The sequence below is a fragment of the Bradyrhizobium sp. IC3195 genome (assembly GCF_020193585.1).
In the GTDB taxonomy this organism is placed as follows: Bacteria; Pseudomonadota; Alphaproteobacteria; order Rhizobiales; family Xanthobacteraceae; genus Bradyrhizobium; species Bradyrhizobium yuanmingense.
In genome coordinates, this window is sequence record NZ_JADYVG010000008.1 from 1 (window position 1) to 26,351 (window position 26,351).

Annotated in this window: 21 protein-coding genes; 8 read left to right on the forward strand and 13 right to left on the reverse strand. The window is 64.3% G+C overall.

The window, feature by feature from the left end:
• The coding region (locus I6F09_RS17295) for a matrixin family metalloprotease (RefSeq protein WP_225188606.1) at positions 1–2,628 on the reverse strand (2,628 nt) is incomplete at its 3' end.
• A 196-nt stretch (positions 2,629–2,824) separates the two neighbouring features.
• Here I6F09_RS17295 and I6F09_RS17300 point away from each other — a divergent pair.
• Both I6F09_RS17300 and I6F09_RS17305 read left to right on the forward strand, forming a co-directional pair.
• Positions 2,825–3,127: a hypothetical protein gene (locus I6F09_RS17300; RefSeq protein ID WP_225185647.1), complete on the forward strand. Its 303-nt coding sequence runs from the start codon at positions 2,825–2,827 to the stop codon at positions 3,125–3,127.
• 118 nt (positions 3,128–3,245) lie between these two features.
• A complete protein-coding gene (locus I6F09_RS17305) occupies positions 3,246–4,439 on the forward strand; it encodes a CoA transferase (protein ID WP_036032141.1) in 1,194 nt (397 codons plus the stop codon).
• Positions 4,440–4,526: 87 nt separating this feature from the next.
• Here I6F09_RS17305 and I6F09_RS17310 read toward each other — a convergent pair whose 3' ends face one another.
• The 4 genes from I6F09_RS17310 to I6F09_RS17325 all read right to left on the reverse strand — a co-directional run bounded on the left by I6F09_RS17310 (position 4,527) and on the right by I6F09_RS17325 (position 8,824).
• Positions 4,527–5,393, reverse strand: coding sequence for an outer membrane protein (locus I6F09_RS17310; RefSeq protein ID WP_036007452.1), 867 nt, complete (start codon positions 5,391–5,393; stop codon positions 4,527–4,529).
• A 169-nt stretch (positions 5,394–5,562) separates the two neighbouring features.
• Positions 5,563–7,080, reverse strand: coding sequence for a tripartite tricarboxylate transporter permease (locus I6F09_RS17315; RefSeq protein WP_225188607.1), 1,518 nt, complete (start codon positions 7,078–7,080; stop codon positions 5,563–5,565).
• A gap of 15 nt (positions 7,081–7,095) precedes the next feature.
• Complete coding sequence (locus I6F09_RS17320) at positions 7,096–7,638, reverse strand: tripartite tricarboxylate transporter TctB family protein (protein WP_225188608.1); 543 nt, start codon at positions 7,636–7,638, stop codon at positions 7,096–7,098.
• Between the two features lie 211 nt (positions 7,639–7,849).
• Positions 7,850–8,824: a tripartite tricarboxylate transporter substrate-binding protein gene (locus I6F09_RS17325; RefSeq protein ID WP_192893135.1), complete on the reverse strand. Its 975-nt coding sequence runs from the start codon at positions 8,822–8,824 to the stop codon at positions 7,850–7,852.
• Positions 8,825–9,103: 279 nt separating this feature from the next.
• Between I6F09_RS17325 and I6F09_RS17330 the strand changes: the two genes are divergently transcribed.
• On the forward strand, positions 9,104–9,457 hold the full coding sequence (locus I6F09_RS17330; RefSeq protein WP_109143036.1) for a hypothetical protein: 354 nt from the start codon (positions 9,104–9,106) through the stop codon (positions 9,455–9,457).
• A 266-nt stretch (positions 9,458–9,723) separates the two neighbouring features.
• Positions 9,724–10,185 (forward strand): hypothetical protein, encoded by a 462-nt coding sequence (locus tag I6F09_RS17335; protein ID WP_225130432.1) that lies wholly within the window; start codon positions 9,724–9,726, stop codon positions 10,183–10,185.
• 870 nt (positions 10,186–11,055) lie between these two features.
• Here the strand turns inward: I6F09_RS17335 and I6F09_RS17340 are convergent.
• The 3 genes from I6F09_RS17340 to I6F09_RS17350 all read right to left on the reverse strand — a co-directional run bounded on the left by I6F09_RS17340 (position 11,056) and on the right by I6F09_RS17350 (position 14,460).
• Positions 11,056–11,853, reverse strand: coding sequence for an enoyl-CoA hydratase/isomerase family protein (locus I6F09_RS17340; RefSeq protein WP_225152437.1), 798 nt, complete (start codon positions 11,851–11,853; stop codon positions 11,056–11,058).
• A gap of 57 nt (positions 11,854–11,910) precedes the next feature.
• A complete protein-coding gene (locus I6F09_RS17345; protein WP_225188609.1) occupies positions 11,911–13,110 on the reverse strand; it encodes an aminotransferase class V-fold PLP-dependent enzyme in 1,200 nt (399 codons plus the stop codon).
• A gap of 147 nt (positions 13,111–13,257) precedes the next feature.
• A complete protein-coding gene (locus I6F09_RS17350; protein ID WP_225188610.1) occupies positions 13,258–14,460 on the reverse strand; it encodes an alanine--glyoxylate aminotransferase family protein in 1,203 nt (400 codons plus the stop codon).
• Positions 14,461–14,593: 133 nt separating this feature from the next.
• Here I6F09_RS17350 and I6F09_RS17355 point away from each other — a divergent pair, with 133 nt between their 5' ends.
• The 3 genes from I6F09_RS17355 to I6F09_RS17365 all read left to right on the forward strand — a co-directional run bounded on the left by I6F09_RS17355 (position 14,594) and on the right by I6F09_RS17365 (position 18,840).
• Positions 14,594–15,340: a GntR family transcriptional regulator gene (locus I6F09_RS17355; protein WP_225188611.1), complete on the forward strand. Its 747-nt coding sequence runs from the start codon at positions 14,594–14,596 to the stop codon at positions 15,338–15,340.
• A 103-nt stretch (positions 15,341–15,443) separates the two neighbouring features.
• Positions 15,444–18,419, forward strand: coding sequence for an FAD-binding and (Fe-S)-binding domain-containing protein (locus tag I6F09_RS17360; RefSeq protein WP_225188612.1), 2,976 nt, complete (start codon positions 15,444–15,446; stop codon positions 18,417–18,419).
• Positions 18,412–18,840 (forward strand): heme-binding protein, encoded by a 429-nt coding sequence (locus I6F09_RS17365; RefSeq protein ID WP_109143030.1) that lies wholly within the window; start codon positions 18,412–18,414, stop codon positions 18,838–18,840. The genes I6F09_RS17360 and I6F09_RS17365 overlap by 8 nt, the downstream gene beginning before the upstream one ends.
• Positions 18,841–19,052: 212 nt before the next feature.
• Here I6F09_RS17365 and I6F09_RS17370 read toward each other — a convergent pair whose 3' ends face one another.
• Positions 19,053–19,835, reverse strand: a complete 783-nt coding sequence (locus tag I6F09_RS17370; RefSeq protein WP_036007523.1) for an enoyl-CoA hydratase/isomerase family protein — start codon at positions 19,833–19,835, stop codon at positions 19,053–19,055.
• Between the two features lie 166 nt (positions 19,836–20,001).
• On the opposite strand from I6F09_RS17370, the gene I6F09_RS17375 reads away from it, so the two are divergent.
• Entirely contained in the window at positions 20,002–21,381 is a 1,380-nt protein-coding gene (locus tag I6F09_RS17375) for a caspase family protein (RefSeq protein ID WP_225188613.1), read from the forward strand.
• On the opposite strand, the gene I6F09_RS17380 is transcribed toward I6F09_RS17375, so the two are convergent.
• The 4 genes from I6F09_RS17380 to I6F09_RS17395 form a co-directional block, all read right to left on the reverse strand.
• Positions 21,354–23,480 (reverse strand): molybdopterin oxidoreductase family protein, encoded by a 2,127-nt coding sequence (locus tag I6F09_RS17380; protein ID WP_225111931.1) that lies wholly within the window; start codon positions 23,478–23,480, stop codon positions 21,354–21,356. The two genes, I6F09_RS17375 and I6F09_RS17380, sit on opposite strands and share 28 nt — an antisense overlap.
• 165 nt (positions 23,481–23,645) lie before the next feature.
• Positions 23,646–24,452 carry an SDR family oxidoreductase gene (locus I6F09_RS17385; RefSeq protein ID WP_225111932.1) on the reverse strand — a complete coding sequence of 269 codons (807 nt, stop codon included), beginning with the start codon at positions 24,450–24,452 and terminating at the stop codon, positions 23,646–23,648.
• Between the two features lie 22 nt (positions 24,453–24,474).
• Entirely contained in the window at positions 24,475–25,767 is a 1,293-nt protein-coding gene (locus I6F09_RS17390) for a TRAP transporter large permease (protein ID WP_036029014.1), read from the reverse strand.
• Positions 25,758–26,309 (reverse strand): TRAP transporter small permease, encoded by a 552-nt coding sequence (locus I6F09_RS17395; protein WP_036029012.1) that lies wholly within the window; start codon positions 26,307–26,309, stop codon positions 25,758–25,760. The genes I6F09_RS17390 and I6F09_RS17395 overlap by 10 nt, the downstream gene beginning before the upstream one ends.
• Between the last annotated feature and the right edge of the window lie 42 nt (positions 26,310–26,351).

Below are 26,351 nucleotides of genomic sequence, written 5' to 3' on the forward strand. Positions count from 1 at the left end.
GGTTTCGAGGGATCGAAGTGATGCATTCGTCCCCGTCACCTCGGGAACGATATTGCCGGTATAGTTGCCGTTGCTGTCCGTGCTCCAGACCGTGTAGTGACCTGTCACCGAGTCCCTCCAGGCCACGTCGTATCCGCCGCCGGTCTGCTCGGCTGCGATGGGTGCCCAGGTCCCATACACGGCGGCGCTGACCGGCGAGCCGGAGATCTTCAGGACGGGCCCGCTGCCCGTGCTGATGGCCTCGAGATAGAAGTTGTCTCCGGTCTGCACCAGCTTGGTGGAGCCCTGTGCCTCAATCGTGACGTTGGGAATACCGATGGTCCCATCGCCATTGAGATCCTGTAGGAAGGTGGTCTCGAGCGATCGAAGTGATGCGTTCGTCCCCGTCACCTCGGGAACGATATTGCCGGTATAGTTGCCGTTGCTGTCCGTGCTCCAGACCGTGTAGTGACCTGTCACCGAGTCCCTCCAGGCCACGACGTATCCGCCGCCGGTCTGCTCGGCTGCGATGGGCGCCCAGGTCCCATACACAGCGGCACTCACCGGCGATCCCGAGATCTTCAGGACAGGCCCGCTGCCCGTGCTGATGGCCTCGAGATAGAAGTTGTCTCCGATCTGCACCAGCTTGGCGGAGCCCTGTGCCTCAATCGTGGCGTTGGGAATACCTATGATCCCATCGCCATTGAGATCCTGTTGGAAGATGGTCTCGATCGATCGAAGTGATGCATTCGTCCCCGTCACCTCGGGAACGATATTACCCGTGTAGTTGCCGTTGCTGTCCGTGCTCCAGACCGTGTAGTGACCTGTCACCGAGTCCCTCCAGGCCACGTCGTATCCGCCGCCGGTCTGCTCGGCTGCGATGGGTGCCCAAGTCCCATACACGGCGGCGCTGACCGGCGAGCCGGAGATCTTCAGGACGGGCCCGCTGCCCGTGCTGATGGCCTCGAGATAGAAGTTGTCTCCGGTCTGCACCAGCTTGATGGAGCCCTGTGCCTCAATCGTGACGTTGGGAATACCGATGGTCCCATCGCCATTGAGATCCTGTTGGAAGGTGGTCTCGAGCGATCGAAGTGATGCGTTCGTGCCCGTGACCTCGGGAACGATATTGCCGGTATAGTTGCCGTTGCTGTCCGTGCTCCAGACCGTGTAGTGACCTGTCACCGAGTCCCTCCAGGCCACGACGTATCCGCCGCCGGTCTGCTCGGCTGCGATGGGTGCCCAAGTCCCATACACGGTGGCGCTGACCGGCGATCCGGAGATCTTCAGGACAGGTCCGCTGCCCGTGCTGATGGCCTTGAGATAGAAATTATCTCCCGTCTGCACCAGACTAGTCGACCCGACCGCCTCGACCGCAAGATTGATCACGCTGACGCTTGCTATCGTGCCATCCGCGAACTGAAAATATTCGACACCGGTCACGGTCTCGGTACCGTCAGGCGAGCCGGAGCGCTGATCGGCTATGGCGAAGGTCTGGGCGCTCGCGTTGTATGAAATAATGTAGCTCGCCTTGCTGCCCGAAAACACGACGGTGTCGGTGCCGGCGCCGCCGTTGATGGTGTCGTTGCCCGCACCGCCGGTGATCGTGTCGTTGCCGCCGGCGCCGTTCAGCGTGTTGGCGATGGCGTTGCCGACGATCGTGTCGTTGCCGGACCCGCCGGTGGCGTTGTCGATGTAGGAGCGCGCGTCGCCATTGTAGAGATAGGCGTTGTAGACGTTGCCCGATGCGTAGTGGCCGGCGCCGAGATAGGCCAACTGCACGGAGGAGAACACCGACGAGGCACCGGGATTGAGGTTGACGCTCAGGTTTGTCGTGTAGTTCGACAGGTCGTAGGTATCGATGCCGCCGCCATCCCAGACCGTCTCGTAGATGCGGTTGGCCGAGCCGCCGGCGCCTCCGCCCGGTGCGAGCTGGCCGACGCCGTTGATGAAGAGCTGCCCTGTGGTCGGATTCCAGGTGTAGACGGTGCTGCTGCTCTGGGTCGTGTAGTCCGCGCCGTACATGGTCTGAAGCGCGAGGATGTCGTTCGCCATGTAGGTCTGCGAATATCCGTACGCTTCGTTGGTATAGCCGCCCGTGGTCGACGCGCCGGCATAGCTTCGATAGCTCATGACGGTGTATTCGCTGCTGTCATGCGCGGTGGGCACCGCGACGTTGCCGGGGCCGCCGGCCTCCTGGCTGTGCTTGAGGCCGAGGGCATGGCCGAGCTCGTGCAGCGCGGTGGTGAAGTAGTAATTGCCGAGCTTGGCCAGCGAGAAATTGTATTGAGTCCCGAACCAGATGTCGCCGCCGGGCGCATAATTGCCGGGATAGTAGGCGTAGGCAGTCGGATTGGCGGCCGGCGACTGCGCAATCATGAGGTCGGCGCCGTTCGTGCCCGCATATTGGATGTTGGCGTTGGTGTAGCTCAGGATCAATCCAACGGCGTAGTTGATCGCCGCCTGGATCTGCGTGGGCACCGAGGCAAAGCCCGAGGTGGTTGGCTCGCCGCTGCCGCCGGAATAAGGATTCGAATAGTCGCTCGGCGCGTCAGGAAAGCTGTAGGTGATCGTGCCCGACCATTTGACGCCGGACAGCAGGCCGTCAATCTCGGCATTGTTGGTGGCACTGACATAAACGGCGGTGGCCAATGGACTCTCCAAACAACGCGTCGTGTGATTCGCCGCGGGGGCACATGATTCTAGCTAGAGAGTTAAACGTTTGGTTTAAATGGGGCAGCGGCGTTTGCGCTGCTCCCATAAGGCCGTGTTAGCCATTAAATCCCGTAGTCATACGGAACGGCAGCATAGAGTTTCGTTCCCGGAACACCGTGATTTGCAGGGTTTCATGAAACGACGCACACTCCCGGCCAGCCTGTTTGGCGCCTTGATTGCGCTTGCTGGACTGTCCCATCAACCTCTCGGAGGACTGCCCGTGATGGTGGAGAAGGCCAAGGCAGACGACAGCAGCAAGGCAGGGCGCGCGCCCTCCATGCCGATGGCGCGAGATCCTGCCGCTGCGGTGGCAGAGGAATATGAAGCTGCCCGCCGGAAGGGAACGCGGGAGGCCCTTGAACTCTTCATTGCGCGCCATGGCGATGATCCCCTTGCCGCGCAGGCGCGGGCCGAATTGAAGCGCCTGTCGCGCTGATCTCGCAGACAGCGCCTCAGGCAAGGCATTTCAGCAGGCGGCATCGGCGCCGGCCCGGCTTGTCGCGTGATCTCTGGGCACTATGGTAGGCGCCCAATCTGTCCCGGAGCCTTTCACGATGCCCTTCCCGCATGCCTCGGAAGCCCTGTCGCGCTTCACCGTGCTCGATCTGACCCGTGTCCGCTCCGGGCCGACCTGCGTGCGGCAGCTCGCCGACTGGGGCGCCAACGTCGTCAAGATCGACGCGCTGACCGAGGATGCCGGCGGCGAGCAGCCGGGCGGGCCGCGGCGCGGTTCCGACTTTCAGAATTTGCACCGCAACAAGCGGGCAATGACGCTGAACCTGAAGGACGAGCGCGGGCTCGCGGTGTTCAAGCGCCTCGCCGTCAAGGCCGACGTCGTGGTCGAGAATTTCCGGCCCGACGTGAAGAAGAAGCTCGGCATCGACTACGACAGCCTCGCCGCGATCAACCCGCGCATCGTCTATGGCAGCATCTCCGGCTTCGGCCAGGACGGCCCCTACCACAAGCGGCCGGGCTTCGATCAGATCGCGCAAGGCATGGGCGGGCTGATGTCGATCACCGGCGCGCCGGGCGAAGGCCCGATGCGGGTCGGCATCCCCGTCGCCGACCTCAGTGCCGGTCTGTTTTGCGCGATGGGCATCCTCACCGCCCTGCTCGAGCGCGAGGTCTCGGGCAAGGGCCAGTGGGTGCAGACCTCGCTGCTGCAGGCCCAGATCTTCATGCTCGACTTCCAGGCCGCGCGCTGGCTGATGGAGAAGGAGGTCGCCAAGCAGGCCGGCAACAACCATCCGACCAGCATTCCGACCGGCGTGTTCAAGACCTCCGACGGCTACATCAACATCGCCACCACGGGCGGGCGGATCTGGGAGCGCTGTGCGCAGGCGATCGGCGCGCCGGAGCTCTACACTCATCCCGACTATGCGACGGCTCCCGCCCGCTCGAAGAATCGCGATGCGCTCAACGCCGAGATCGAGAAGCGCACCGTGACGAAGTCGACCGAGACCTGGGTCCGCGAGCTCAACGAGGCCGGCGTGCCCTGCGGGCCGATCTACGCCATCGACCAGATGTTCGAGGACGCGCAGGTCAGGCATCTCGGCATTGCGCAGGACGTGCCGAACGATGAAGGCCGGGATATCCGCCTGGTCGGCCAGCCCGTGACGCTGTCGCGCACGCCGAGCAGGATGGTGGCGCGGCCGCCGGAATTCGGCGAGCAGACCGACGAAGTGCTGAAGGAGTTCGGCTTCGGCGCGGACGAGATCGCAGGGCTCAGAGACGCGAAGGTGGTGTGAATCTCGCGCGCCCCGTCTGCAACGACAAAGCCCGGCGCGAGCCGGGCTTTGCTTCTTATTGACGCCTTCTTGATCTCAGTACTTCGCTTAGTACTTCGCGACCACCGGGCCACCAAATTGATAGTTGATGCCGGCGCGCAGGATGTGGTCGGTGAAGCGGGAGGAAGCACTGGCCGCAATCGTGGGCAACGGCGCCAGCGAGAACGGACCTGACGAGAACCGGCCGAGATCCACATAGAGATATTCGAGCTTGGCGCTCCAGTTCTGAGTGATCTTGCCTTCCACACCCGCACCCACGGTCCAGCCGACGCGGGTATCCGACGAAGAGCTGGTCGAGGCGACCGCGACACCAGCCGGCGTGAAGCCGGAGATGGTGCCCGTGGTCTTGATCTCGCCGAAGGCCACGCCGCCGGTGCCATAGAACAGCACTTTCGGTGTCGCCAGAAAGCCGACGCGGCCGCGCACCGTGCCGAACCATTGCAGATGCTGGTCGAGCGTCAGAGTGGTGCCGACAGCAGCGCCGGGGGGCAGAAAGGTCAGGCCCGGAAGACAGGCGCCGCCTGCAATGCTGGTGGGGGCGCAGTTGAAGCCGGCGCGGCCCTTCTCGTCCGACCAATTCAGGTCGCCCTCGATGCCAAACACCCAATTCGTGCTCTGCCAGTTGTAGCCGGCCTGGCCACCGGCGACGGCACCGTTCATGTCGAACGAGGCGCTGGTGACGGATCCGGCCGGCGGCACGATCACCGCACCGGTCGCCGTGTTGGTGTAGGTGACGTCGGTGCGCGAACGGCCCCAGCTGTAGCCGCCGTTGGCGCCGACATAGAAGCCCGTCCAGCTCCAGACCGGATCGACCATAGGCGCCTTGACATACGGCTTTGCCGCGAGATCGGCGGCCAGCGCGCCCGTGGCAAACAGCGACATCGCAGCCGCCATTCCAATCACTATCCGCTTCATGGAGAATTCCCCCTTGCACGATCTTGTGATCGAAATATACGCGCATCCTCACCCAAGAGCTGTGCCGCCGCGGCAACATTCGGAAACAATCGGAGGTCGCGCTGGCATCCCGACTAGAAAGCTACCTTCGACATAAGCTATTGATTTCATAGAAAATTTCTCCACCATCCTAAGGCGATGTCGCCCTGGTCCCATGCGTCAACCCGACACGGGCGAGGAGATTGTCGATCACCGGCCAGAACAGCAGCAGAATCGCCAGGGTCGTGATCGAGCCGACCAGGCCGTTCGACCAGAACACCTTCAGGGTGCCGCCGGAGCCGATCATCGACAGGCGGAAGGCATCCTCGGCACGGTTGCCGAGCACGAGCGCCAGGGTGAACGGCGCCAGCGGAATGCCGATCTTCTTGAAGACGTAACCGACCACGCCGAAGCCCAGCATCAGCCAGATGTCGAACATCGCGTTCTGGATGGCATAGGCGCCGATCGCGCAGGACACCACGATCATCGGCGCCACCGCCGCGAACGGCACGCGCAGGATCGAGGCGAAGATCGGCACCGTCGTCAGCACCAGCACGAGGCCGACGACGTTGCCGAGATACATCGAGGCGATCAGGCCCCAGACGAAATCCTTGTGCTCGACGAACAGCAGCGGCCCCGGATTGAGACCCCACACCATCAGCCCGCCGAGCAGAATCGCGGCCGTGCCCGAGCCGGGAATGCCGAGCGCCAGCATCGGCAGCAGCGCCGAGGTGCCGGAGGCATGCGCCGCCGTCTCCGGCGCGAACACGCCTTCGATGCGGCCCGTGCCGAAGCCCTCGGGCTCCTTGGCGAAGCGCTTTGCCAGATTGTAGCCCATGAAGGAGGCCGCGATCGCACCGCCAGGGGTGATGCCGAGCCAGCAACCGATGAAAGAGGAGCGCAGCAGCGTCACCCAGTATTTCGGCAGATCCTTCCAGACGCCGAGCACGACGCGCAGCGAGATGCTAGCCGCATGCCCGCGCAGCGCAAGGCGCTCCTCCATCGTCAGCAGGATCTCGCTGATGCCGAACAGGCCGATGACGGCCACCAGGAAGTTGATGCCGCGCAAGAGCTCCGGCGAGCCGAAGGTCATGCGCAGACTGCCGGACACCGTATCCATGCCGATGCCGGCTAGCAGCAGGCCCAGCGACATCGAGATGACGGTCTTGTGCTTGGCTTCGCGCCCGAGGCCGACGAAGGAGCAGAAGGTGAGGAGATACACCGCAAAGAACTCGGGCGGGCCGAACTTCAGCGCAAAGGACGAGATCATCGGCGCGAGGAAGGTGATCAGGAGCACCGCGACCAGCGAGCCGACGAAGGAAGAGGTGAACGCCGCAGTCAGCGCCTCCGCCGCCCTGCCCTGCTGCGCCATCGGATAGCCGTCGAAAGTGGTCGCGACCGACCAGGCTTCGCCCGGGATGTTGAACAGGATCGAGGTGATGGCACCGCCGAACAACGCGCCCCAATAGATGCAGGACAGCATCACGATGGCCGAGGTCGGGTCCATCGTGAAGGTCAGCGGCAACAGGATCGCAACGCCGTTGGGACCGCCGAGCCCGGGCAGCACGCCGACGAAGATGCCGAGCACCAGCCCGACCATCATCAGCACGAGCGTCTTCCACGTCAGCAGGACGACAAAGCCGTGGAGCAGGAGACCGAGAGCTTCCATCGCGCGCGGCTCCGCTTAGCGGCCGAGGGCCGCTTCGAGCGGCCCCTTCGGCATGATGACGTCGAAGGCGAGGTCGAAGGTGACGAACATGATGGCCGTGAACGCAAACGCGGTGAGCAGCGACTTCCACAGCGCGATCCGGCCGACGAGGCGCATGAAGCCCGCGATCAGGAGAAAGCTCGCGACATAGAGGCCGAGGAACTGCGTCGCCAGGCAGAACAGCAGCGTCGGCACGAACACCGCGAGCACGCGGCGGCCTTGCGCGCGCGTGACGAAGGTTGCGGGCGAGACGCGCCGCGCCAGCAGCGCGGCCATCAGACCGTAGAGGCTGCCGCCGGCGAGAATGACGCACAGATAGAACGGGAAATAGCCGGGCTCCGGCCCGGTCGCATCCCAGGACGCGCCGGTGCGCCAATTGTCGTAGCCGAGCGTGACCGCGAGCGCGAGCAGCAGCAGGCAGACGACGATCTCGATCGTGCCGGAAGAGACGACGGAGGGGGAATCGTCTTCGGGCGCGGTAGGATCCTCGACGACGATTTCGATATCGGTTTGGGACATGGGCTCAGATGCGAGGCTGGGGATTGTGCATCTCTTCCCGTGCTGACGGGGAGAGGCAGAGGCCGGATCCGCGGCCGTTCTCTAGAACGCCGAAGCGAAGCTCTGGCTACGGCAAAGCGCCGGGTGAGATGCTCTCTCCACGAGCTCAACTCGTCGAGAGAGCCCCTCACCCTGCCCTCTCCCCGTAAGAACAGGGCGAGAGGGAAGAGAGCTACTTCGCTACGAAGCCGGCTTCCGTCATCAGCTGCTTGTTCAGCGCATCGTCCTCTTCGAGGAACTGCACCATGTCCTTGCCGGAGAGGAAGATCGGCTTCAAGGCCTGCTTCTCCATGTAGTCCTTGTACTCCGCGGTCTGCGTCACCTTGTGGAACAGATCGACGTAGAACGCCTGCTGCTCCGGCGTGACCTTGCCGGGCAGGAACATCGCGCGCAGCATCAGATATTGCACGTCGACGCCCTCCTCCTTGCAGGTCGGGATGTCGGCCCAGGACTGGGTGTCGGTCACCTTGGTCGTGTAGGCAATGCGCTCCCTGTCGAACACGCAGAGCGGACGCACTTGGCCGGCGCGCCAGACCTCGAGATTTTCGGATGGGTTGTTGACGTTGGCTTCGGTGTGGTTGCCGACCAGCTGAGTGGCGGCCTCGCCGCCGGATTTGTAGGGCAGATAGGAGAATTTCGCGCCGGTCTTCTGCTCCAGGAACACGGTGAGCACGTGGTCCTCGCGCTTGGAGCCGGTGCCGCCCATCTTGAACGGCGCGCTCGCAGCCTTGGCGGCCGCGACGAAGTCCTTCAACGTCTTGGGGCCCGCGCTGTTGTCCCACAGCACGAACTGGTCGAGCGCCACCACGGAGACCGGCGTCAGCTCGCGCCAGTTGAACGGGATCTTCGCCGACAGCGGCAGCATGTAGATCAGCGAATAGGCGATCAGCACCTTGTTGGGATCGCCCTCGCTGGACTTCATGTACATCAGTGCTTCCGCGCCGGAGGCGCCGCCCTTGAGCGAGACCACCATCGGCTGCTTCATCAGATTGTTCTTCTGGATCGCGGCCTGCATCATCCGGGCCATCTGGTCGGAGGCGCCACCCGCGCCCGCCGCCACTACGATCTCCACCGGTTTCGTCGGCTCCCAGCCCGCAACAGCCGGCGCGCCACAAAGCGCGGTTGCAAGCGCGATTGCGGCCTTCATTCCATGTCCCACGTGCGTCTTCCCTATCTTCTTGTTTACATTGGAAATTCAGCGATGAACTCGGCCCATTGTGCTGGCGAATCCGGCCGAGTTCAAGCCATCCCGCATCATCCCGGCTATGACTTTGGAATAAGACAAGTCACGCGCTATACGAGCTGCAAGGGAGCTGGTCCTATCGGAGGCGAAGGTAGATCAATGATCTTCTTGGGCCTAAAGATCTTGGGCCCTCAGCCGTCCGGCCTTTCTGAGTTTGCGAAATGTACTTGAAGTGCTGAAGTGATGCCGCGCCTCCTCTACATCAATGAGAAATTTGGCCATGACGCAACGATCATCCTGGACAGCGGGGACGCCTGTTGGGTCTCTGTTGGCAGCAGGGGCGTCTTGGTACGCTCTCACAAACACAGCTTCTGGGGTGGATTGTTGGGAAGCCTGCTTGGTCTGAAGCTCTATCAGGAGCGGGATGTCTACCGCGCACTCAGTGTGGCTCAAGCTCTCGCCGCGACGTTTCGGCCGGTTCCACAAATTCAATGCAGAGACGTGATCCTCAAGGCATTCTGCACAGCGGTCTGGCACAGCTCTTCACCCGCACGTGTTAAGGACGTTTTGAATGACCCGGGTCTGCTCGAAGGGTAACATTACCAGCCGCAAGCACGGCTCCTAACAGGCATTCTGCTTCGTCCGCGCTTGCAATTTCGTTTTCCAACCATATCCCTGAAAATATGAGTACCGGTAGAAAACTGAGTTTGAACCACGGCCACGAGCGGAAGAGAACGCGGTGGAAAGTGAAGTGGGGAGTTCCCGCCCGAGCCGCTGGCGGCACAGCCAGAGCAGCCGCGCTATCCGGTGACGAGCGACGCGAAATTGCGCGGAAGGCCGCCAAGGCCCGTTGGGCGAGACACTTGCCGCGGGCGACGCATGAAGGCGTCATCCGGTTTGGAGGCATCGAGATTGAGGTTGCCGTTCTCGATGACGGACAGCGCCTAGTGACTCAGAGTGGCTTCATGGTGGGCCTAGGTCGCATTCGCCCCCCCAAGGGACGTCAGTATTACAGGAGCGGCGCCAATCTCCCTGCTTTTTTGACAGTGCAGAACCTAAAGCCCTTTATCGGCGAAGAGTTGGTTATGATGGCTAACCAGATCGAATTTCGTACCAAGCAGGGCTTTAAGGCATTCGGGTACGCGGCGAACTTCCTGCCGGAGGTCTGCGATGTCTTTGCGCGCGCCCAACGAGCCGGAGTCCTAAAGGCCGTTCAGCGCAACGTTGCTCACCGCGCCGGAATTATCGCCGAGCGGCTTCAACGCTCATGCACTATGCGCCTCATAGATGAAGCTACCGGTTACCAAGAAAGTCGCGAGACGTAGACGGGCCGGGATGGTTGTCGGGCGCGAGGAATGAATCTCCGCCACATATTCCGGCTCTACAGCATCAATCTAGGACGAGGATTTGCCTGGTCAAAGACATTGCTTGATCCTGTTGGAGAACCGCTCAACTCGATTGCGAGCACAACAAACGACCAAAGCAGATCGGTTCATAAGCGAAAACCGTTTGCGCTGGTCCTGATGGGACGCCAGCCATGCTGCATTGCGGCGGTGATTTAGAGCGCATGCACCATGGCATGCAATTGGCTTACGGTTCTCAGGTCACTCGTTGACGGATGTCGCCCAGCATCTTCGGCAATCGTTCGAGGAGTTGTACGCATGTGCTTCCTTCAAGGTGTCCTGGTGTTCCTGCTAGCCAGCATTGGTACAACCGTGTTCGCCAAGGGCGTGCCGCAGGATCCAAAACCTAGACCGCAATGCGTTGTGAAGGCCTCCGAACTACCGCCGGAAACACCAGAGGTCATGTGTCCAACTCGCAGCTCACCGGGCGGCTTTTGCGTCTGTCCCAGATTCACTAAGGACGGTGACGCAGACGGATATTTTGTTGGGACAGCAAGATAGGCAACCGCACCCCCTAAGCGGCGACGGTCTTCATTGGTGCTTGGAGGGCCCGAGGTGAAGATGCACTGCAAGCGGCTGTCTTAGCTGGAGGCCGTTCAGCCAGGCCACTACGCACCTCGAATGCGCTGGCCGCGCCTCGCCACGATCTCCAGTGACCCACAACCGGTATATTCACGCCTGCGCAACGTGCAGGCACGGGCATTGTCGAGATCGTGCTTGCCGGCGGCTGTCGGGGGGCGCTTTGGGTGGGACTGGATACGGAGGCGCTGCAGCGGGTATTGAAGATGCGCGCTACTTGCCCTTCCAGACCGGCGCCCGCTTGTTGAGGAAGGCATCCATGCCCTCGCGGAAATCCTCGCTCATATAGGCTTTCAGGATCAGGTCCTCGCCTTCCTCGCGCGAGAGCGTGCGGCGGATGCGGCGCACCGCTTCCTTGGTCGCTTCCAGCGTCAGCGGCGCGTGGCTGGCGACGAGCTTTGCAGTCTCGTCGGCACGGCGCTGCAGCGTCTCAACGTCAGGCACGACCTCGTTGAGCAGGCCGAGCGCCAGCGCCTCCGGCGCGTCGACCAGGCGCGCCTTGAAGATCATGTCCTTGGTGCGGGCGGGACCTACCAGCGCGACGACGCGGCTGATGTTCGACATCGACAGGCAGTTGCCGAGCGTGCGCGCAATCGGAAAGCCCATCCGCGTCGTCTCGGTGCCGATGCGAAGATCGCAGCAGGCCGCGATCCCCGCGCCGCCGCCGGTGCAGGCGCCGGCGATCGCCGCGATCACCGGCACGCGGCACTGCTCGAGCGTGCCGAGCACGCGATCGATGCGCGCCTCGTAGTCGAGCGCATCCTGCGCGGTCTTGAAGGCGCGGAATTGCGAGATGTCCGTGCCGGAGGCGAACGCCTTGTCGCCCGCGCCGGTCAGGATCAGCGCCTTGATCGAACGGTCGACGTTGATCTCCTGGCATATCTCCGCCATGCGGTCATACATGGCGAAGGTCATGGCGTTGCGCGCCTGCGGGCGGTTGAAGGTGATCCGCGCGATGCCGTCCGTGACGGAGTAGAGCAGGTCTTCGTTGGCAGTCGTCGGTGCGTTCATCGCGCGCTCACTTTCTTCACTAGAGTTCAGTCAGGCCGCCCTCAGGCAACCTGAGCCTTAGGCGACTTGAGCCTTGGTCATCGGCACCACGTCGCGTCCCTTCAGGACGTCCATGGCCGCCAATACGCCGCCGCTCCGATGCGGGATCTTTGCGAGGTCGAGGCCCATCTCGACGCCGGCGAGCGTGCCCATCAGCATCAGATCGTTGAAATGGCCGATATGGCCGATGCGGAACACCTTGCCCTTGACCTTGTTCAGGCCGGTGCCGAGCGACATGTCGAAGTTTTCCAGCACGACCTTGCGGAAGGCGTCGGCATCAAAGCCCTCGGGCACGCGCACGCCGGTCAGCGCCGGCGAATGCGCGGCGGGATCGGCACATTGCGTCTCGAGGCCCCAGACCTTGACCGCAGCACGCGCCGCGGCGCTGTGGCGCTTGTGGCGGGTCCAGACGTTCTCCAGCCCCTCCTCCTCCAGCATCTTCACCGCCTCGCGCAGGCCGTAGAGCAGGTTCGTTGCGGGCGTGTAGGGGAAGGTGCCGAGCTTGTTGAAGCTGATGACCTCCTGCCAGTCCCAGTAGGAGCGCATACCGGGGTTGGCCTTGGCGGCCGCGAGCGCCTTCTCCGAGACCGCGTTGAAGCCGAGGCCCGGCGGCAGCATCAGACCCTTCTGCGAGCCGGCGACCGAAACGTCGATGCCCCAGGCGTCGTGCTCATATTCCATCGAGCCGAGGCCGGAGATGGTGTCGACCATCAGCAGCGCCGGATGTTTGGTGCGGTCGAGGATCTTGCGCACCTCCAGCGGCGGCGTCACGCAGCCGGTCGAGGTCTCGTTGTGCACGACGCAGACCGCCTTGATGGCGTGCTGCTTGTCGGCGGCAAGACGCTTCTCGATCTCGGCAAGATCGGCGCCATGGCGCCAGTCGCTCGGGATGAAGTCGACATCGAGCTTGAACTTGTCGGCGATGCCGCGCCACAGCACGGCGAACTGGCCGGTCTCGCACATCAAGACCTTGTCGCCGGGCGCGAACACGTTGACCATCGCCGCTTCCCAGGCGCCGGTACCGGACGAGGGGAAGATGATCACGGGCTGCTTGGTGCGGAATACGCGCTGCATTGCGGCAAGCACGGCAAAACCGAGCTCGGCGAACTCCGGACCGCGATGGTCCAAAGTCGGCATATCCATCGCCCGCAGCACCCGATCGGGCACGTTGGTCGGTCCTGGAATCTGTAAGAAATGCCTTCCAGTATGCACGGTCATCGGCGTCCTTCCCGGTCTTGCCTTGGTTTGGTGGGCGCCGAATAGCACCATTTGACCGGCTTGTCCTCTCCTCCAAAGGGCCCCTCGCGCATAGCGGGCCGGCCTGCCCTCGGCCGCTCCGTCGCGACCACCTTTGCGGGCCGACCTTTACGTGCCGACGATCTTCAGATGCGGCGCGGCATTGCCCTGAGGGCGCTGCTCCAGCAGCTTCATCGCGACGTCCACGCCGCCGGCGCGGTGCGGCACGCCGGCCACCGACAGACCCATCTCGATGCCGGTGAGCGCGCCGAGCAGCGTCAGCGCGTTGCATTCGCCGAGATGGCCGATGCGGAAAACCTTGCCGGCGACCTTCGACAGGCCCGAGCCGAGCGACATGTTGTAATTGTCGAGCACGACTTTCCGGAACTGATCGGCATCATGCCCCGGAGGCATCAGCACGGCCGTGAGCACCGGCGAGAACTCCGAAGGCTCCTGGCACAGCACTTCGAGACCCCAATGGTTGACCGCGGCCCGCGTCGCGGCCGCCAAGCGCTGATGCCGCGCAAAAACATTGTCGAGCCCCTCCTCGAGCAGCATCGCGATCGCCTCGCGCAGGCCGTAGAGCAGATTGGTCGCGGGCGTATAGGGGAAGAAGCCCTTGGCGTTGGGCTTGAGCATCTCCTCCCAGTCGAAATAGGAGCGCGGCATCTTGTTGGTTCTGGACGCAGCCAAGGCCTTGTCCGAAATCGCGTTGAAGCCGAGACCGGGCGGCAGCATGAAACCCTTCTGCGAGCAGCTGACGCTGACATCGACCTTCCACGCGTCGTGACGATAGTCGACCGAGCCGAGCGAGGAGATGGTGTCGACCATCAAGAGCGCCGGATGCGAGGCGCGGTCGATCGCGGCGCGGATCTCGGCGATGCGGCTGGTCGCGCCGGTCGAGGTCTCGTTGTGCACGACCATCACCGCCTTGATGGTGCGCGCGGCGTCTTCGGAGAGCCTGGCCTCGATCACCGTGGGATCGGCGCCGCGGCGCCAGTCGCCCGGGACGAAATCAACCTCGATGCCGAAGCGGGCGGCCATCTGCCGCCACATCGTGGCGAAGTGGCCGGTTTCGACCATCAGCACCTTGTCGCCCGGCGACAGCGTGTTGACGATCGCGGCTTCCCAGGCGCCGGTCCCCGACGAGGGGAAGATCACCACCGGCCCCCTGGTCTGGAAGATCTGCTGGCTGCCTTCGAGCACGGTGCGGCCGAGCTCGCCGAATTCGGCGCTGCGATGGTCGATGACAGGCATGTCCATCGCGCGCAGGACGCGCTCGGGGACCGGGCTCGGGCCCGGAATCTGCAGGAAATGGCGTCCCTGAGGCATGCAAAGCTCCCTTTCGGCGGGTTATGGCCGGCTCTGCCGGCTATTTTGCATTCATTTTTTGTCCCTTCAATCGAAATCTGGTATTCGATTGCGAGCGTCGACGCGATCAACCGGGCAAACTACTGTGCTGCAAATGAAATCCACGATTCCCGACACCGGGGTTCCGATCACCCCGTCCCCCGGCAATGGCGATCGCCAGGAAAACCGTCACGAGGCCTCGCTGCATGGCGAGATCCTGCTGCGGCTGCGCGATTACGTGGTCGAAGGCAATATTCCCGAAGGCGCGCGCGTTCCCGAGCGGCAACTCTGCGAGATGCTCGGCATCTCCCGCACGCCGTTGCGCGAGGCGCTCAAGGTGCTCGCCGCCGAGGGCCTGATCGAGCTACTGCCCAACCGCGGCGCGCGCGTGCGCCAGCTCAGCCAGCGCGACCTCGAAGAACTGTTCGACGTCATGGCGGGCCTGGAAAGCCTGGCGGGGCGCCTCGCCTGCGAAGCCATAACGGATGCGGAAATCACGGCGATCGAGCAGCTGCACTACGAGATGTACGGCCATTACCTGCATCGCGACATGCACGGCTATTTCCAGGCCAACCAGCGCATCCACGAGAGCATCGTCGATGCCGCGCGCAACGATACGCTGAAGATTGCCTACGTCAATTTCGCCGGCCGGATCCGACGCGTCCGCTACTCCGCCAATTTCGCCCGCAAGCGGCAGCGCTGGGCGGAAGCCATGCGCGAGCACGAGGCCATCCTCGATGCGCTGCGCCGCCGCGCCGGGAGCGAGCTCAGCGACGTCCTGTTCCAGCATCTGCGCAACAAACGGACGGCAGCGATCGAGCACCTGACCGAGCCCCAAGAGGGCGCGCCGGCATCGCCTTGAAGGCGCCAGGCTTGCTCATTTTGCATTCACAATATAGTCGGTCAGGAACCACAATGAATATCCCAGCAAGGCTGAGCCTCGCCGGGTCAGTCCGGGATCAGGGATGACGAACGCCTCCTCGCTCGAACGGCGCCTGCGGTCGGAATTGACCGGCGACGTGCTGTTCGACGGCTTCAGCCGCGGCCGCTACGCCACTGACGCCTCGTTCTACCAGATTATGCCAACGGGCGTGGTGGTCCCCAAGACCATGGACGAGGCCTTGCGGGCGCTGGCGATTGCGCGCGACGAGGGGCTGAAGGTCACCCCGCGCGGCGGCGGCACCTCGCAATGCGGCCAGACCGTCAATGACGGCCTCGTGATCGATCTATCCAAGCACCTCAACCAGATCCTGTCGCTCGATGTCGAAGGCCGCACCTGCGTGGTCGAGCCCGGCATCGTGCTCGACGACCTCAACCGTCAGCTCAGAAAGCACGGCCTGTGGTTTCCGGTTGACGTCTCCACGGCCTCCCGCGCCACCATCGGCGGCATGGCTGGCAACAATTCCTGTGGCGGCCGCTCGCTGCGCTACGGCACCATGCGCGACAACACGCTGTCGATGGAGGCCTCGCTCGCCGACGGCACGCTGAGCCGTTTTGGCGAGGTCGCGCGCGATCTCTCCGAACTCGAGGCGAGCGACAGCACCCGCGCCCTGTTCCGCGACATGCTCGACCTTGGCACCCGCGAGGCCGACGAGATCGCCGCGCGCTTCCCAAAGGTGCAGCGCCGCGTCGGCGGCTACAATCTCGATGCGCTGGTGCCGCGCAACGCGCCGAACAACATGGCGCATCTGTTGGTCGGCTCCGAAGGCACCCTCGCCTTCACCACCAAGGTCGAGCTGAAGCTGTGGCCCGTGATCCGCAACAAGGCGCTCGGCGTCTGCCATTTCGGCAGCTTCTACGAGGCCATGGATGCGGCCCAGCACCTCGTCAAGCTCAAGCCGATTGCGGTCGAGCTGGTCGACCGCACCATGATCGCGCTCGGCCGCGACATTGCGATGTTCGCACCCGTCATCTCCGCGGCGATCAAAGGCGATCCGGATGCCGTGCTGGTGGTCGAATTCGCTGAAGAGGACCAGTCGGACAATCTGGTGCGCCTCAAGCAGCTCGGTGAGCTGATGGCGGATCTCGGCTTTGGCTGGAACAACGACACGCGCAAATGGGGCGGCGTGGTCGAGATCACCGAACCCGCGCTGCAGAGCGGCATCGCCGATTTCCGCGCGGCCGGCCTCAACGTGATGATGTCGATGAAGCAGGAGGGCAAGCCGGTCTCCTTCGTCGAGGACTGCGCCGTGCCGCTGCCGCACCTCGCCGACTACACCGCGCGGCTGAACGAAGTGTTCGCCAAGCACGGCACCAGCGGCACGATGTACGCGCACGCCTCCGAAGGCTGCCTGCATGTGCGCCCCGTTCTGAACCTGAAGCTGGAGAAAGACGTCAAGGCGATGCGCGCCATCGCCGAAGAGGCTTTTGCGCTGGTGCGCGAGTACAAAGGCTCGCATTCCGGCGAGCACGGCGATGGTCTGGTACGCTCCGAATTCCACGAGGCCATGTTCGGCGAGCGCCTCGTCGCCGATTTCAGGGAGGTGAAGCAGCGCTTCGATCCCGGCGGCGTGCTCAATCCCGGCAAGATCATCGATGCGCCCAGGATGGACGACCGCTCGCTGTTCCGCTTCAAGCCGGACTATCGGGTCGGCGAGCTGAAGACGAAGCTCGACTGGTCGGCTTATCCCGGCGCCGGCGGCGGTTTCCAGGGCGCGGTCGAGATGTGCAACAACAACGGCGCCTGCCGCAAGCTCGAGGGCGGCGTGATGTGCCCGTCCTATCGCGCCACGCGCGACGAGAAGGACGTTACCCGCGGCCGCGCCAATACGCTGCGGCTTGCGATCTCCGGCCAGCTCGGCCCGGATGCGCTCTCGTCCGACGAGATGATGGAGACGCTCAAACTCTGCGTCTCCTGCAAGGCCTGCCGCCATGAATGCCCGACCGGCGTCGACATGGCCAAGATGAAGATCGAGGTGCTCGCGGCGCGCGCCGCCAGCCGCGGCCTGACGCTGCGCGACCGGCTGGTTGCATATCTGCCGCGCTATGCCGGCCTTGCGTCGCGCTTGGCACCGCTGGCTAATTTGCGCAACGGCAGCCCGCTGCTGCGAAAGCTGTTCGAGCGCTTCGCCGGCATCAGCGCGCGCCGGGCCCTCCCCGCCTTTCGCCGCGATGTGTTCGTGCCGCCGTCCGAAAGCGTCGGGCCTACGGACGGTCGCGAGGTCGTGCTGTTCACTGATACCTTCAACCGCATCTATGAGCGCGAGAATCTCGACGCCGCGCTGCGCGTGCTCACGGCCGGCGGCTATCGCGTGCATCTGCCGAAGCCGGTGAGCGGGTGCCGTCCGCTGTGCTGCGGCCGCACATTCCTGTCAGCTGGCCTCGTCGACGAAGCCAAGGTCGAGCTCGACCGGCTGGTCTCGGCCTTCGCGCCATACGCGGCGCGCGGCGTGCCGATCGTCGGCCTTGAGCCGAGCTGCCTCCTGACGCTGCGCGACGAGCTCGCTTCACTGCGCAAGGACGACGAAGCCAAGGCGGTGGGCGCCCACGCGCTGACGTTCGAGGAGTTTCTGGCGCGCGAGGCAGAGGCCGGAAGGCTGCAACTGCCGCTCGGCATCGTCGCGGACAAGGCCGTGGTGCACGGCCATTGCCATCAAAAATCCTTCGGCGCCTTCAAGCCTGTCGAGCAGGTGCTGCGCCTCATCCCAGGCCTTGAGGTTAAGACCATCGAGTCGAGCTGCTGCGGCATGGCCGGCGCCTTCGGCTATGGCGCGGACACGTATGATGCCTCGATCGAGATGGCCGAGCTGTCACTGCTGCCGGCCGTGCGGAAGGCTGACCGGAATACGCTCGTCGTCGCCGACGGCACCTCATGCCGGCACCAGATCCACGACGGCGCCCAGCGCGAAGCACTTCACGTCGCCCGCGTGCTGGCCATGAGCCTCGATCGCGCCAAATCCAACGCCACCTCTCCAGCTGCAAAGGAAACCAGCCATGGCTGATCTCACCCTCGACACCGCCCGAAAAATCCTCGAAGCCGCCTTCGCGAAAGCCGGCGAGCTCAAGCTGAAGCCGCTGGTCGTCACCATCCTGGACGCGCGCGGCGTGCTCAAGCTCGCGGCGGCGCAGGACGGAACCAGCCTGATGCGCGCCGAGATCGCGCATGGCAAGGCCTATGGCGCGCTCGCCATGGGCATGGGCTCGCGTGCTCTGTTCCAGCGCGCGCAGGAGCAGGCCTATTTCGTCGATGCCGTGAACACGATCGCGAAGGGCGCGCTGGTACCGGTCCCCGGCGGCGTGCTGATCATGGATGGCACCACCCTGCTCGGCGCGGTCGGCGTCTCCGGCGATACGTCCGACAATGACGAAGCCTGCGCGGTGGCGGGGATTCAGGCGGCGGGACTGAAGGCGAACGCGGGGTGAGATTGTCATTCCGGGGCGCGCCCCTTGGCGCGAGCCCGGAATCCATTTCTCCGCATCACTTGCTGCACGATGGATTCCGGGCTCGCGCTACGCGCGCCCCGGAATGACGGCGGAGGATGCGGCTACATTCTCGTTCGTGCCGCCCTGGGTCCCGGCTCTGCGCAGCGACGCCGACGCGTTGCGGCGCGTCCGGGATGCGAGAGCGGATCCCCTCACCTCCCCGTCCAGACCGGCTTCCGCTTCTCGCTGAACGCTTTCAACCCTTCCTTGGCGTCCTCGGTCATCGCGAGCAGTGCGATCTGGCTTTCGGTATAGGCGATGCTCTCGTCGAACGACATCGAGGCGATCGCGCGCATGGCGTATTTGCCGCGGCGGATCGCGGTCGGGGATTTGTCGACGATGCGGGCGATCAGCCAGTCAACCTTGGCATCTAACTCGGCGGCCGGCACGATGTAGTTGAGCAGGCCAGCGGCCTGCGCGGCCCTGGCGTCGAACGGCTCGCCCGTGAGCGCCCATTCGTTGACGAGACGGGGCGGAGCGATGCGCTGCAGCAGGCTCAGCACCTGCATCGGGAACACGCCGACCTTCACCTCCGGCAGGCCGAAGACGACGTGATCGGCCGCAACCGCCATGTCGGTCATGCACAGAAGGCCCATGCCGCCGGCCATGCAGACGCCACTGAGGCGCGCAATCGCCGGCTTCGTGGCGTTCTGTGACAAACGTAACAGATCGGCATAGTCGACATTTGGTTTGGAATGATCCATCGCGAAAGCCGCGCCGGAATTCTGCAAGTCGGCGCCCGCGCAGAACGCCTTGTCGCCCGCGCCCGTCAGCACGATGACGCGGACGTCCTTGTCCTCATGCGCGTCGCGATAGGCTCTTGTGATCCCGGCGATGACCTCGCCGTTCAGCGCGTTGCGTTTCTCCGGCCGGTTGATGGTGATCCAGAACGCCTGCCCGCGCTTCTCGGTGATGACGGCTGTGGTGTCTGTCATGACATGCTCGCTCGCTTGGTCCCGTTTTGCAGCCATTTGCGGCAGGACCGGCGGCGCGCGCAAGGGCAATCTGCAGGGTCGCCTCACCATAGCGTGTGGGCGCAACTTCGCTTCGCGATTGAACTGGGGCTTGCGCGCGCTATCCTGACCGGAGATTTGATCACCGATGAGCCATTTCATGCGCGCCGCATTGATGTTGTTGCTGGCAGGATTGGTCGTGCTGAGCGGCGGCGCCGCATGCCATGCGGCCGACGCCGCGAAGATCGCGCTGGTGATCGGCAACGCGAAATATCCCGACAATGAGTTCGTCCTGAGCGAGGTCGCCAACGATGCCCAGGACGTCGCCGAGGAATTGAAGCGCGGCGGCTTCGTCGTCGACAGGCAGAGCAATCTCACCGGCGATGCCATGCGGCAGGTGCTGGGCCGCTTCTACGACCGCATCGAGCGCGGCGCGGTGGCGCTGATCTTCTTCGACGGCTTTGCCATCCAGTCCAACCGTCAGACCTATCTGCTGCCGGTCGACGCCCAGATCTGGACCGAGCCGGACGTCTCGCGCGACGGCTTCGGCCTCGACGCCATCCTCGCCGAGATGAACACGCGCGGTGCCGCCATCAAGATCGCGCTGATCGACGCTTCCCGCCGCAACCCGTTCGAGCGGCGCTTCCGCCGCTATTCGGCTGGCCTGGCACCGGCGATCGCACCGAGCAATACGCTGGTGCTCTACTCCGCTGCGCTCGGCGCGGTCACGGCGACCGGCAAGACCGATCGCAGCCTCTTTGTCGCCGAGCTGCTGCGCGAAATGCGCGCGCCGAACATCAGCGCCGAGCAGGCCCTGACCAACACCAAGAACGGCGTGGTTGCCGCCACCAACCGCGAACAGGTGCCCTGGCTGTCCTCCTCGCTGACGACCGAGTTCTCGTTCGCAGGCCCGGCGAGGCGGCCGCGGGACGACGCGGCCAAGCCACAGGTGCAGACACCCGAGCCGCAAAAGCCGGTCTGCGAGGTACCGCAGGCGGAGCCCGCCCCGAATGCGGACGAGCTGGCACGAGATCCTGTCATCGCCGATCTCAGCCGCAAGATCACCGCAAACGCCAACGACGTCACCTCGCGTTACAAACGCGGCCAGGTCTACGCGATCAAGCGCGCCTATGCGCTCGCGATACAGGATTTCGACGCGGTGCTCCGCCGCGCGCCCAAGGACGCGGAAGCCCTAAACAACCGCTGCTGGAGCCGGGCTGCGACGGGCGACCCGCAAGGCGCGCTCGCCGACTGCAATCTGGCGCTCCAGATCAACCCGGGCTTGAGCGATGCACTCGACAGCCGCGGGCTCGTCAACCTCAAGCTCGGGCGCAATGCCGAGGCGATCAAGGATTATACCGACGCGATCCAGCGCAACCCGCGCTCCTCGTCCTCGCTGTTCGGCCGCGGCATCGCTGCGCGCAGAAGCGGCGGCGACGGCGCCACCGATATCGCGCAGGCGAAGTCGATGAACCCGAACATTGCAAAGGAATTCGCGGGCTACGGCGTCACGGAGTGCACGCCTTGAGCTGAGGCCGCCTTCCTGATCCAGACTTTATTATCGTGGAACGCCGCGCCGCCGATCGGCGCGATCGTATCTGCGCCCGTCAACGTGTTGATGCCGCGGCCGCCGATATGGTTGCTGTTGGGATGAACGGATTCGGCGATCAGGACACCGCGCCGCACGCCCTCGAACAGCGTCGCGATCAGCGTGGTCTCGCCGCGGCCGTTGCCGAGCGTCACCGCATCGCCATCGGCGATGCCGAGCGCGGCGGCGTCGAGCGGGTGGATCATCACGCTGGCCCGGCCCTCACGCGCCTGCGAGGACGGCGTCTCGTTGAAAGTGGTGTTGAGGAAGCTGCGCGAGGGGCTGGTCGCAAGCCGGAACGGATGGGCCCGGTCGGCGTGCTCGATCACTGCCCAATGATCCGGCAGACCAGGCATCTTGTCGTAGTCGCCCATGGTGACGCCGAACGGCGGATGCGCCCAATCGGCTTTGAAATGGAACTTGCCGTCGGCGTGGGCGAAGCCGTCGAGATAATGCGAGGTGCGGAAATCCGGCTGCAGGTCGCGCCAGATGTCGGCTTCAAGGCCGGCGATGTCGCCGTGATTGCTCAGCCTCAAGGTCGCGTCGATCAATTCGCGCGGGCTCATCTCGAAGCCCGGATGCCTGGCGCCCAGCCGCGGCGCCAGCGCCTGCAACACCTCGTGGTTGGAGCGGCATTCGCCCGGCGGGTCGATCAGCTTCGGACCGACCGAGATGTGCTGATGGCCGCCGCCGTAATAGAGGTCGTCATGCTCCATGAACATCGTCGCCGGCAGCACGATGTCGGCCATCTGCGCCGTCTCGGTCATGAACTGCTCGTGCACCACCACGAACAGATCCTCCCGCGCAAAGCCCTGCCGGACCAGGGCCTGCTCCGGCGCCACCGTCATCGGGTTGGTGTTCTGGATCAGCATCGCCTTGACCGGACCCTTGCCCTGCAGAGCTCCGGCATCGCCGGTGAGGATGCGTCCGATCTGCGACTGGTCGAGCGCGCGCGTCGACTTGTCGATCGCGTCGTGGCCTTCGATGATGGATTCGTTGAAGTGCCACAGCGCGTAGTTGTTGAAGAAGGCGCCGCCGCCTTCATACTGCCAAGCGCCGGTCACCGCGGGAATGCACAGCGCCGCATGCATCTGCGTCGCGCCGTTGCGCGAGCGGGTGAAGCCATAGCCGAGACGGAAGAAGGTCCGCTTGGTCTCGCCGACGGCCTTGGCGAAAGCCTCGATCTCCGACACCGGAACGCCGCAAATCGCCGAGGCCCATTCCGGCGTGCGCGACTTCAGATGCGCCTCGAGCTCGGCGGGGCAATCGGTATACTTGTCCATGTAGGCTCGGTCGGCGTAGCCGTCGCGGAACAGGACATGCATGACGCCGCAGGCGAAGGCGCCGTCGGTGCCGGGCCGCAGGATGATCCTGATGTCGGCCTGCTTCATGGTCTCGTTGTCATAGATGTCGACCGCCGCGATCTTCGCGCCGCGCTCCTTGCGGGCGCGCGAGGCGTGCGTCATCACGTTGACCTGAGTGTTGACGGGATTGGTGCCCCAGATCACGACGAGATCGGACAGCGCCATCTCGCGCGGGTCGACGCCGGCGATCTTGCCGGTGCCGATCGCAAAGCCGATGCGCGCGACGTTGGCACAGATGGTCTGATAGAAGCGCGAATATTTCTTCACATGCGTGAGACGGTTGAGCCCGTCGCGCATCACGAGCCCCATTGTCCCCGCGTAGTAATAGGGCCAGATCGATTCCGCACCGAACTCGCGCTCGGCCGCATTGAATCGGTGCCCGATCTCGTCCAGCGCCTCGTCCCAGGAGATCCGCGCGAACTGACCTGAACCCTTGGGGCCGGTGCGGCGCAGCGGATAGATCAGCCGCTCGGGATGATGGATGCGCTCGGCATAGCGGGCGACCTTGGCGCAGACGACGCCGGCGGTGTAGGTCTGCTTCTTCGAACCGCGGACGCGGCCGATGCTGCGGCCTTCGACCACCTCGACATCGAGGGCGCAGGCCGAGGGGCAATCATGCGGACAGGTCGAATGGCGGATCTCGATCTTCGCGTTGATCTTGGCGTGCTGGTTCATGTCCCAGTTCGTAACACCAAAATACCGGCCAGCCGAGCGCATTTATCCGGCAAGCCCCATGCGATTTGCTCAAGCCGCGCGCGCCGGAGCTTCCTGCTGCGGTTGCGAAGGAGGCCTGCCAGTGAGCCGCGCGACGTGCAAGCGCAACCCGAGCTACATCCTTTGCTATTTGTGCAACTGGGTGAGACCGGTCGGCGGGCCGTCGACGGCGGTCCAGCCGCCGTCGACGAACAGCGTGCTGCCGCTGACATAGCTTGCGGCATCCGAGGCGAGATAGGCGACGGCGGTCGCGACCTCGTCGGCGCTGCTCCAGCGGTTGAACACGGTGTGGCCGGCGTAGAGATTGTAGATGTCGGGGCGCTGCTTGAAAGGGCCGGTCAGCGCGGTCTCGGCGATGCTCGGGGCGATCGCATTGACGCGCACGCCGGCGTGCCCGACCTCGGAGGCAAAGCCCTTCACCAGCAGGCCGATCGCCGCCTTGGTCGAGCCGTAGATGCCGAGGCCGGGTTCGATGGTCACCGCGCGGATCGAGGAGCAGGCGATGATGCTGCCGCCCTTCTGCGCGACCATGATGCGGCCGAAGGCCTGGAAGAACCAGACCGTGCCCTTGACGTTGAGGTTGAGGACGCGGTCGAGATCCTCCTCGGTGTAGTCGAGGATGGTCTTGCGGATGTTGAGGCCGGGCGTCGTCACGGCGATGTCGAGCCGCGGAAACTTCTGCATCACGGTTTGGGCCAGCGCATTGACATCCGCGGCGCTTGCGGCGTCGCAGCCAGCTGCTTCCGCCCAGCCGCCCTTGTCGCGAATACCGGCGGCGGTCGCCTCCGCTGCCTCGAGCGCGCGATCGGCGCAGACGACGCGGGCGCCGAGATCCGCAAGTGCTTCGGCCGACGATCTGCCGATGCCGGATGCGGCGCCGAGCACGAGCGCGGTCTTGCCGGTGAGATCGAAGAGCTTGCGATAGTCCGCCACTGACATTGTCTCCCTAATGCTACTAGCCCTTGTAGCCCATCAAGAGGCGCGGCAGCCACAACGAGAATGCAGGGACGTAGGTCACGAACATCAGTGCTGCGATCAACGCGGCATAGAACGGCAGGATGGTGCGCATCACCGCGCCGACCGAAATGCCGCCGATGGCGCAGCCGACGAATTGCGTCGTTCCGACCGGCGGCGTGTTGAGCCCGAGGGCGCAATTGATCAACATCAGCATGCCGAACTGCACCGGATCCATGCCCGCCTTCATCGCGATCGGCAGGAAGATCGGGGTGCAGATCAGGATCGTTGCCGCCATGTCCATGAACGTGCCGAGCACGAACAGGATGATGTTGATGAGCAGGAAGATCACCCAGGGCTGCGTCGACAACTTGTTCATCATCGCGCCGGCGAGATCCGCCACCTCGTAAAGTCCCATCAGGTACTGGAACATGGTGGAGACGCCGATCAGCAGCAGCACCACGCCGGTCGTCTTCACCGCCTTGGCGGCGGCGCGCAGGAAGTTGCCCCAGGTCATGGTGCGATAGATGAAGAACGTCAGCAGGATCGAGTAGGTGACGGCGATGGCCGCCGATTCGGTTGCCGTGAAGACGCCGGACAGGATGCCGGCCAGGATGATGCCGACGATCAGAAGCCCAGGCACCGCGGCCGCCAGCGAGCGGACCACCTCGGCCCAGCCCGGGAATTTGCCGGCGGGATAACCGCGCTTCACCGCGACCGCGTAGGCGGCAACCAACATGCAGACCATCAGCACCAGCGCCGGCAGCAGGCCGGCCGCAATCAGCGCGCCGATCGAGACCTTGCCGCCGGCCGCGAGTGCATAGATGATCATGTTGTGGCTGGTCGGCATCAGGGCGCCCACGAGCGAGGCGTGGGTGGTGACGTTGACGGCGTAGTCGGTGTCGTATCCCTCCTTCTTCATCATCGGGATCATCACCGCGCCCATCGCCGACACGTCGGCCACGGGCGAGCCCGAGACGCCGCCGAACAGCGTGCACGCGACCACGTTCGACATGCCGAGCCCGCCGCGGATGTGCCCGACGAGATTCTTGGCGAGTTGCACGATCTTGTCGGCCACGCCGCCGTGCAGCATCAGCTCACCGCTGAAGACGAAGAACGGAATGGCGAGGAAGGAGAAGATGTTCATCCCCGACATCATCTGCTGGAAGATGACGGCGACCGGCAGGCCTTCGTAGAGGATGGTGCAGATGGCCGACAGGCCGATCGCGAAGGCGACCGGTACGCCGAGGATCAGAAAGCCGAAGAAGGTGGCGCCGAGGATGATCAGTTCCATGAGGGGACGACCTCTTCGCCGCGCAGGAGAGCAATGATGTGCTCGATGGAAAACGAAACGATCAGGACGCCGGAGGCGAACAGCGGCACGTAGCGGATCACCTCGGGCAGGCCGAGATTGGGGATCTTCACGGTGCCGACCGACGCGCCGAGGATCCAGCCGTTATAGGCCATTGCGAGGCCGAACCCGGCGACCAGAACGTGGATCACGATCTCGATCTTCTCCCGCGCGTGATCGGGGAGCATGACCAGCAGGCTGTCCATGCCGATATGCCCGGCATCGCGTACGCCGACGGCGGCGCCGATCAGCGTGACGTAGAGGATCAGGACCAGCGCCAGGTTCTCCGTCCAGGTCGGGCTGGAGTTGAGCACGTAACGTCCGAACACCTGGTAGAAGACGATGGCGACGATGACGAGCAGGCCTGTCACCGACAGGTACATGCCAAGGCGCGCGATGGGGGCATTGACCCGCGACAGCAAGCCGGTGGACGGGCGTGTTGCTACGGCCCCCTGCTCGTGACTTGCGACGTGTGGGTCTGTCATCCCGCGCCTCCTTACGGGATCCGGTGCCGCCTGGCGGCGACG

What these genes read in the sequence shown, in the direction of transcription:
- I6F09_RS17315 (WP_225188607.1), bottom strand. Translation starts at nt 7,080, where the DNA reads ATGGAAGCTCTCGGTCTCCTGCTCCACGGCTTTGTCGTCCTGCTGACG.
- I6F09_RS17355 (WP_225188611.1), top strand. Translation starts at nt 14,594, where the DNA reads ATGAAATCCACGATTCCCGACACCGGGGTTCCGATCACCCCGTCCCCC.
- I6F09_RS17300 (WP_225185647.1), top strand. Translation starts at nt 2,825, where the DNA reads ATGAAACGACGCACACTCCCGGCCAGCCTGTTTGGCGCCTTGATTGCG.
- I6F09_RS17320 (WP_225188608.1), bottom strand. Translation starts at nt 7,638, where the DNA reads ATGTCCCAAACCGATATCGAAATCGTCGTCGAGGATCCTACCGCGCCC.
- I6F09_RS17345 (WP_225188609.1), bottom strand. Translation starts at nt 13,110, where the DNA reads ATGACCGTGCATACTGGAAGGCATTTCTTACAGATTCCAGGACCGACC.
- I6F09_RS17310 (WP_036007452.1), bottom strand. Translation starts at nt 5,393, where the DNA reads ATGAAGCGGATAGTGATTGGAATGGCGGCTGCGATGTCGCTGTTTGCC.
- I6F09_RS17350 (WP_225188610.1), bottom strand. Translation starts at nt 14,460, where the DNA reads ATGCCTCAGGGACGCCATTTCCTGCAGATTCCGGGCCCGAGCCCGGTC.
- I6F09_RS17390 (WP_036029014.1), bottom strand. Translation starts at nt 25,767, where the DNA reads ATGGAACTGATCATCCTCGGCGCCACCTTCTTCGGCTTTCTGATCCTC.
- I6F09_RS17305 (WP_036032141.1), top strand. Translation starts at nt 3,246, where the DNA reads ATGCCCTTCCCGCATGCCTCGGAAGCCCTGTCGCGCTTCACCGTGCTC.
- I6F09_RS17340 (WP_225152437.1), bottom strand. Translation starts at nt 11,853, where the DNA reads ATGAACGCACCGACGACTGCCAACGAAGACCTGCTCTACTCCGTCACG.
- I6F09_RS17380 (WP_225111931.1), bottom strand. Translation starts at nt 23,480, where the DNA reads ATGAACCAGCACGCCAAGATCAACGCGAAGATCGAGATCCGCCATTCG.
- I6F09_RS17365 (WP_109143030.1), top strand. Translation starts at nt 18,412, where the DNA reads ATGGCTGATCTCACCCTCGACACCGCCCGAAAAATCCTCGAAGCCGCC.
- I6F09_RS17330 (WP_109143036.1), top strand. Translation starts at nt 9,104, where the DNA reads ATGCCGCGCCTCCTCTACATCAATGAGAAATTTGGCCATGACGCAACG.
- I6F09_RS17325 (WP_192893135.1), bottom strand. Translation starts at nt 8,824, where the DNA reads ATGAAGGCCGCAATCGCGCTTGCAACCGCGCTTTGTGGCGCGCCGGCT.
- I6F09_RS17395 (WP_036029012.1), bottom strand. Translation starts at nt 26,309, where the DNA reads ATGACAGACCCACACGTCGCAAGTCACGAGCAGGGGGCCGTAGCAACA.
- I6F09_RS17370 (WP_036007523.1), bottom strand. Translation starts at nt 19,835, where the DNA reads ATGACAGACACCACAGCCGTCATCACCGAGAAGCGCGGGCAGGCGTTC.
- I6F09_RS17360 (WP_225188612.1), top strand. Translation starts at nt 15,444, where the DNA reads ATGACGAACGCCTCCTCGCTCGAACGGCGCCTGCGGTCGGAATTGACC.
- I6F09_RS17375 (WP_225188613.1), top strand. Translation starts at nt 20,002, where the DNA reads ATGAGCCATTTCATGCGCGCCGCATTGATGTTGTTGCTGGCAGGATTG.